At 76.4% G+C, this 2,514-nt stretch carries 1 pseudogene; it reads left to right on the plus strand.

Annotated elements, in window-relative coordinates:
* Window positions 1-113 precede the first annotated feature (113 nt).
* A pseudogene (locus tag ACVNF4_RS34835) lies at window positions 114-1,517 on the plus strand (SulP family inorganic anion transporter); the annotation flags it as partial.
* Window positions 1,518-2,514: the final 997 nt, after the last annotated feature.

Below are 2,514 nucleotides of genomic sequence, written 5' to 3' on the forward strand. Positions count from 1 at the left end.
CTGCTGATCATGTCCCTGCGCGACCACGCGCACGCCAAGGCGCCCTACCTGCTCGCGGGCGGCGGCAAGACGGCGGAGGGCGAGGAGAAGGCGTCCGAAGAGGCCCTTAAGCCGCCGCAGGCCTGACGGTCGTCACCGCCGACCTCATCCAGCACTACGGCTGGCGGGCGACCTGCGGGATCACCGTCCTCGCCGGCCTCACCCAGCTCGCCCTCGGCTGTCTGCGCGTGGCGCGCACCGCCCTCGCCGTCAGCCCCGCCGTCGTCCACGGCATGCTCGCCGGCATCGGTGTCACCATCGCCGTCGCCCAGCTGCACATCGTCCTCGGCGGCAGCCCGCAGAGCTCCGTCCTGGACAACGTCCGCGCCCTGCCCGCCCAGCTCGCCGGGCTGCACCCGGCCGCCGTCGCCGTGAGCGTGCTCACGCTGGCGCTTCTGCTGCTGTGGCCGAGGATCCCCGGGCGGGTCGGGCGGCTGCTGCGGAAGGTGCCCGCCGCTCTCATCGCCGTGACGGGTGCCACCGCCGTCGCCTCGCTCGCCGGGCTGACGCTCCCCAAGGTCGACCTGCCCTCCTGGTCGAGCCACGCGCTGGCCGGGATGCCGGAGGGGCCGGTGCTCGGGATCGGGGCCGCCGTGCTCACGGTCACGCTGGTGTGCAGCGTGCAGTCGCTGCTCGGGGCGGTCGCCGTCGACAAGATGATCGCCTCACGGCAGGTGTCCGCGCCCGTCGCCGGGGGCGGCCCCGTGCCCCGGCCGACGCCCCCCGCCCCGCGCGTGGGCCGCTCCGACCTGAACCGCGAACTGCTCGGCCAGGGAGCCGCGAACATCGTCTCCGGAGCCCTCGGCGGACTGCCCGTCGCCGGGGTCGCCGTCCGCAGCTCGGCGAACGTGCACGCGGGGGCGGTCAGCCGGAACTCCACGATGCTGCACGGCGTTCTGGTGGTAGTGGCCGCGCTGCTGCTGGTCCCGGTCCTGGAGCTGATCCCCCTCGCCTCCCTCGCCGCCCTGGTCATGGCCGTCGGGGTCCAGATGGTGTCCCTGCACCACATCCGTACGGTGACGCGCCACCGCGAGGTGCTCGTCTACGCCGTGACCACCCTCGGCGTGGTCCTCCTCGGTGTTCTGGAGGGCGTGCTCCTCGGGATCGCCGTCGCGGTCGCCGTCGCCCTGCGCCGCCTCGCCCGCACGCGCATCACGCACGCCGAGGAGGACGCCGTCCACCACGTCCGCGTCCGGGGCCAGCTGACCTTCCTCGCCGTGCCCCGGCTCAGCCGCACCCTCCACCTCGTCCCCCAGGGGGCCCACGCCGTCGTCGAGCTGGACGGCTCCTTCATGGACCACGCGGCGTACGAGACCCTCCAGGACTGGCACAAGACGCACACCGCCCAGGGCGGCACCGCCGACCTCTCCGGCCGCCGCGCACCCTCGGCCCCGACGGAGTGCCACTGCCGGCCCTGGACACCGTGGCGCAACCACCAGTGCGGCAGCCTGATGCCGACAGCGCCGGAGGGGGGCGGGGCTTCGGGGCTGGGGGCCGTTCTCTCCGAGGGCGAGCAGCGGGCGGGCGGCGCTTTGAGGGCGGGGGACGGTGGGGGTGGGCGGGCCGGGTTCCTCGCCGGGGGTGGATACGCGGGTGCTCCGGCCGGGGGCGGGCACACCGGTCCCCTCGCCGGGGACGGGCACACCGGCTCCCCCGCCGGGGGCGGACACGCCGATCCCCTCGCCGAGAACGGACACGCCGGCTCCCCCGCCGAGAGCGGACACGCCGGGTTCCTCGCAGGGGGCAGACACGCCGGTCCCCTCGCCGAGGGTGCACACACCGGCTCCCCCGCAGGGAGTGGGCACGCTGGTGCTCCGGCCGAGAGCGGGCACGCCGGCTCCCCCGCCGAGGGCGGACACGCCGGCGCTCCGGCCGAGTGCGGACAGGCCGGGTTTTTCGCCGGGAACGGGCACGCGGATGCCCCGGCCGAGAGCGGACAAGCCGAGTTCCTCGCCGGGGACGGGCACACGGGTGCCCCGACCGAGGGCGCGCACGCTGGCTCCCCCGCCGAGGGCGGACACGCCGGTGCTCCGGCCGAGTGCGGACACACCGGTCCCCCGGTCAGGGACGGGCGCGCGGGCGGGCCTGCCGGGGGCGGCCGGACGGGAGGCCCTGTCGGAGGCGGCCCCTCGGGAGGCCCTGTCGGGACCGGCGGCGCGAGCAGGTCCACCGGCACTGGCCGAGGGAGCAGCCCTGTCGGGACCGGCGGCGCGAGCAGGTCCACCGGCACTGGCCCGGGGAGCGGCTCTGCCGGAACCGGCCGGACCGGAGTCCCTGGTGGGACCGGCCTCACCGGCCTCACCGGCCTCACCAGTACCCCCGGCGCCCCCGGCGCCCTCGGTACCCCCGGCGCCCCCGGCACCCCCCCCTCTACGTCGTTGCACTGCTGTGGCAGGAGACAGGCGGGCTGGCCGAGGGCCAGGCCCGAAGCCTGTGCCGGGACCTGGAACGCCTGTCCCTGCTCGCCGTCGATCC

It is taken from the genome of Streptomyces sp. S6 (assembly GCF_054880855.1).